This window comes from Limnoraphis robusta BA-68 BA1 (assembly GCF_034932365.1).
Lineage (GTDB): Bacteria > Cyanobacteriota > Cyanobacteriia > Cyanobacteriales > Microcoleaceae > Capilliphycus > Capilliphycus robustus.
The window spans coordinates 1-4734 of the sequence record NZ_JAYGHR010000124.1 but is presented as its reverse complement, the minus strand read 5'-3'; the positions used below and the strand labels follow the sequence as shown (position 1 = coordinate 4734).

Annotated in this window: 3 protein-coding genes; all 3 read left to right on the top strand. The window is 46.6% G+C overall.

The annotated features are described in order from the left end of the window. The first annotated feature begins 685 nt into the window (after positions 1-685). On the top strand, positions 686-2992 hold the full coding sequence (locus VB836_RS30225) for a ribonuclease R family protein (protein WP_046277156.1): 2307 nt from the start codon (positions 686-688) through the stop codon (positions 2990-2992). 121 nt (positions 2993-3113) lie between these two features. Then, the gene (locus VB836_RS30220; protein WP_323225248.1) at positions 3114-3731 is read left to right on the top strand and encodes a flavin prenyltransferase UbiX; all 618 of its coding nucleotides are present in this window, start codon (positions 3114-3116) and stop codon (positions 3729-3731) included. Positions 3732-3778: 47 nt separating this feature from the next. Further along, positions 3779-4618, top strand: a complete 840-nt coding sequence (locus tag VB836_RS30215) for a LapA family protein (protein WP_323225246.1) — start codon at positions 3779-3781, stop codon at positions 4616-4618. Positions 4619-4734 lie beyond the last annotated feature (116 nt).

Here is a 4734-nt window from a genome sequence, read left to right as displayed (position 1 = left end):
GTGATTTGAATGCGAGTCTGAATTTATTACATTATGCCGAGGGCTTCTCGGTAAAAAGCCTGTCTGACCGGGTACTGCCGACAGTCCGGGGTGATGCAGGAAGTAAACGTTAACACGGTTTGTACCGTGTTGTATCAGTTTTATAAAGCAGAAGGTTTACTAAGTTTGGCAGAGGCAGTTGTCAGCGAAGCAGGCTTCTGGCGCCATAAGCCTATGCCTATGCCTCAGATACTTGACCGATTGAGCATAATAATATCCTAATCTGGGGTATACTGACTAAAGTATTTGTTATTGACGCAGCGTATACGCTACTGCCACAATTCCTAATGCTACCGTCTAGATGAATTAATCTGCTTATCTGTAGACTTTATCCAGATGAAATTACGCTGTAGCCTTTGGGAAATCAATTTTTTGTCGGCAGTCCTCAATCTGTTAGGCTTCTTCCGATCCCCGAGAGGAGTAGTTGCACTCAATTGTATCACTGTATGCTTGAGGGAAATGGTTAGGGAAATCAGACAATCCCCAACTCGGTTTGTGTAATCTCCAAAATCATCTCCGAGCCATCCTCAAATCGCGGCTGTTCCCTTTCATTTCAGTTCAATTGATAGCAAGAGTCACCAAAATAGAGAGAGGGAGTGTCAAAACAAATCAACAGATCGCCGAGATAACGAGGAACGACCGCTACATGGAATTTTCAATCGCTACACTTTTGGCTAATTTTTCAGAAGATAAACTTGTCGCGCCTAAAGCGTTAGAAAAAAAACTCGCTCCCGATGACGACAGTTTACGAAAATTTCAAATCGCCTTAGATGCGTTAGAGCGAATAGGCATTCTGGAAAAAGATAAAGGTCGCTATCGCCGAGTCGAACAAGAAAGCGTAGTCGAAGCCAAGCTGCGCTGTTCGAGTAAAGGATTCTGCTTTGCTATTCAAGATGCAGAAGGCGCAGAAGATGTCTACATTCGTGAAAGTCATCTCAGTAGCGCTTGGAATGGCGATCGCGTCTTAGTTAAAATTATCAAAGAGGGCAGTCGCCGCCGTTCTCCAGAGGGAGAAGTTTATCTGATTCTCGAACGCTCTAATCCCTCGGTACTGGCGCGAGTCAAGCGGACTCCCAAAGGATTTCGGGCTGTTCCCCTCGATGATCGGTTATTGTTTGAATTGGATTTAGTTGATCAATCCCCAGAACTTGCAAATGCCATTGATCATCTGGTTCATGTTGAAGTTGTCCGTTATCCCTTGGGCGTACATCGACCAGTCGGTCATATCGTGCAGATTTTAGGATCAGATGCCGAAGAAGCTGATGATTTAGATATTGTTTGCTGCAAACACGATTTACCTCGGGCTTTTTCCATCTATGCCCAACAAGAAGCCGAATCTTTACCGACTCAGATCAAGAAAACTGACTATAAAAACCGGGCGGATTTTCGCAAGCTTTTGACCATTAGTTTTGAACCGGATGTAGGGAATCCCGAATTTTCGGTTTTAGATGAAGAAGAAAAAGCGTCGATGCAATATTGCATTGATCGGGCGTTCACACTCGAACAAACAGATTTCGGAGATTGGCAGCTCGGAATTCATCTGGCTGATGTTGCCCACTACATCGCCCCAGATACCGCCCTTGATCGAGAAGCCCGTAAACGGGGAACCGCGATCTACCTCGCCGACAAATACATTCCGATTATACCCAAAGAACTCAGTGGCGATCGCCTCGCGCTATTACCCGATCAAGAACGACTCACCCTTTCGATCCTGATTACCCTCAATCCAACGGGCAGATTAGTTGAGTTTGACATTCAGCCCAGTGTGATTCGAGTTGACCATCAAGTGGACTACAAAACCGCTCAAGCCATTCTCGATGGCGAGGAAGTCGGTTCTCCAGAAATCGTTTCTATTTTAGAAAATCTTTTGGAAGTCAGTCGAGCGGTGCGACAAATGCGGGCTGCACGGGGAGGATTTGAATTAAACCTCCTCGATACCCATTGTCACTTTGATGATGAAGGAGAACTCGGGCCGATTGTCGTAGCTTCTGTGACGGTTGCTCAGGCGATGGTATCAGAATTAATTGTATTAGCCAATCAAGTCGTAGCGAATCACCTACAAGCCTTGAGTCTACCTGCTATCTATCGAGTACAACCTTCGCCCGATGCGGCTGATGTCAGTGAATTAGTCAAACTCGCCACTCATTTAGGATGTGAGTTAGAACTCGAAAATGAGGAAGAAGTTAACCCGTCAGATTTTCAGTCTTTTGTGGCTGATTTGGCTGGAACGAAAGCTGAACGAGTGCTAACTTATTTACTCGAAGATAGCCTCAAGCCTGCGGTTTATAGCACGATTGCTAAACCTCACTTTGGGTTGGCTCTAGATTGTTATACTCACTGCACCTCGCCTCTATCGCGATATGCCGATATTCAGATTTCGCGAGTCCTCAAAGCGATCTTTGAAGAAGGACGAGATCGACGTTCAACTCGATCTAAAGACAAAGTAAGGCTGGGTCACTCCTCGTGTCACGGTAAAATAGCTTGGAACGTTCTCCCGCCTGAGTTACAGAGTGAATTAGATTCTCAGTTTGCTCAGTTGGTTGTACATTTGAGTGAACGGGAAAGCGTTGCTGTCGATGCCGAAGAAGACTTAGAAGGGTTGAAAAAAACCGGATTTATGAAAGCCCGCACTGGCCAAACCTTTGTGGGATTAATTACCGGGGTGCAGTCTTATGGGTTCTTTGTGGAAATCGAAGTTGAATCTCCTGGCGGTTCTCTGCTGCGCGTGGAAGGATTGGTTCATGTCTCTTCCCTCAAAGATGATTGGTATGAATATCGCTCCCGTCAGCAAACCCTCGTTGGTCGTAAAAACCGCAATCAATACCGTTTGGGTGATAACGTGGAAGTGCAGGTCAAGAGTGTAGACTACTATCGCCAACAAATCGATTTAGTTGCGGTTGGCGGGGGTAGTGAAGCTGCTGATGATAACGATGAACCCTATAACAACTATTAGTTGATCGCTTGCGAGTCGTTAGGTATCGCGTGTAGGGGCAATTGATCAATTGTCCCTATTCTGCGTTTCAGGCGTTAAAACCCCCCGTATTTTCCCCAACACCCAACACCCTCACTCATAAATGAGCAATTCCAAACCCCTAATTATCGGCGTATCTGGCGCATCTGGACTCATCTATGCTGTCAGAACGTTAAAATATGTACTGGAGGCTGACTTGCCCATTGAGTTGGTGGCTTCTAAAGCAGCCTACATGGTCTGGCAAAGTGAGCAAAATCTTCGGATGCCTGGCGATCCCGAACAACAAGCTGAATTTTGGCGAGATCAGGCGGGTGTCCCAAGCTTGGGGAAGTTGCGCTGTCATTCTTGGCAAGATGTAGCGGCTAATATTGCTAGTGGTTCCTTCCGAACCTTGGGAATGATTGTGATTCCCTGTAGCATGAGTACGGTGAGTAAACTCGCCAATGGGTTAAGCTCAGATTTGTTGGAACGTGCGGCGGATGTACAACTCAAAGAAGGGCGTAAATTAATTGTAGTGCCGCGAGAAACCCCCTTGAGTTTAATTCACTTGCGAAATTTGACCACTCTCGCCGAATCAGGGGTTCGTATCGTTCCGGCGATTCCCGCTTGGTATCATCAACCGCAAACGATCGAAGATTTAGTAGACTTTGTAGTAGCTCGCGCTCTCGATCAACTCGATCTCGACTGTGTACCGCTCAAACGTTGGAAGAATGACATCTAAGTTCAGCTAACTCTCGCCAAACACCTAACCACTGACTCATCCCATCAATGTCTGTAGCGAACCTGGTTATCTTTTTAATTGTTGTTGCAGGACTGGTTTTACTCGTCTTGCAGAATATTTCCCCGTCTGTGTCTCTCGTCTTTTTAGGCACTCAGACGCCCAGCTTTCCCCTGTCCTTTTGGATTGTCATGGCGATCGCGGTTGGGGTAATCCTATCATTACTCATTTGGGGTTTATTTCAGTTGTCGGGTTCAGGATCTGCGGCGGTTTCCCAAAGTTCTCCCCCTCCGCGTTCACCCAAACCGCCCGTTCAACCGATGGGTTTTAAAGGGGAACCTTCCCCTGAACCGTCACCGTCTTATTCTTCTAGCCGAAATCCTTCCAATACCGCAACGACTTCTACAGCGTATTCCTCGCCCCAACCCACCGCTTCAACCGCTTCAACAAACGATGATTGGGAAACGGAAGTTAAGCCCATTCGTCAATCTTGGGATGAGGAAGATTGGGGGGAAGAAGAATCGGTTAATTCTACAGCCTCACAACCCCGATGGAATCAGGAAGAAGTTGCTTCTAACTCCGGTGAACCTCGATCTGAAGCTTCTGAGGTGAGATCATCCTATTCTCCTGAATCTGAATATACTCGCCCTAATCATTACGAAGTCGAACAAAAACCCAAACGGGAAACTTGGTCAGGTTCGGTGTATTCCTATGGCTATCGCGAAGGGGGGGATACAGCAGTCGGAAAATCTGAGTCGGTTTATGATGCTGATTATCGCATTATTACGCCTCCGCCTCCCTCAACGGAAATTCAGGATGAGGAAGAAGAAGACTGGGACGATCAAAACGATCAAGAAGAGGAAGAATCATCTAATCAGCCTGCTCCATAAAACGTGTACAAAGCGTCACAAGAAGATACTTTGTGTGTTTATTTCCTGCTTCAAAGGGGGCATGGGAGCGGTTAACCCTCCACAGGCTTACGAGTCGAGCCGTACTCGCTATAGCG

Bases quoted from the DNA above. Each gene is read 5' to 3' on its own strand.
- VB836_RS30215 (WP_323225246.1), top strand. From the start codon at position 3,779: ATGTCTGTAGCGAACCTGGTTATCTTTTTAATTGTTGTTGCAGGACTG.
- VB836_RS30220 (WP_323225248.1), top strand. From the start codon at position 3,114: ATGAGCAATTCCAAACCCCTAATTATCGGCGTATCTGGCGCATCTGGA.
- VB836_RS30225 (WP_046277156.1), top strand. From the start codon at position 686: ATGGAATTTTCAATCGCTACACTTTTGGCTAATTTTTCAGAAGATAAA.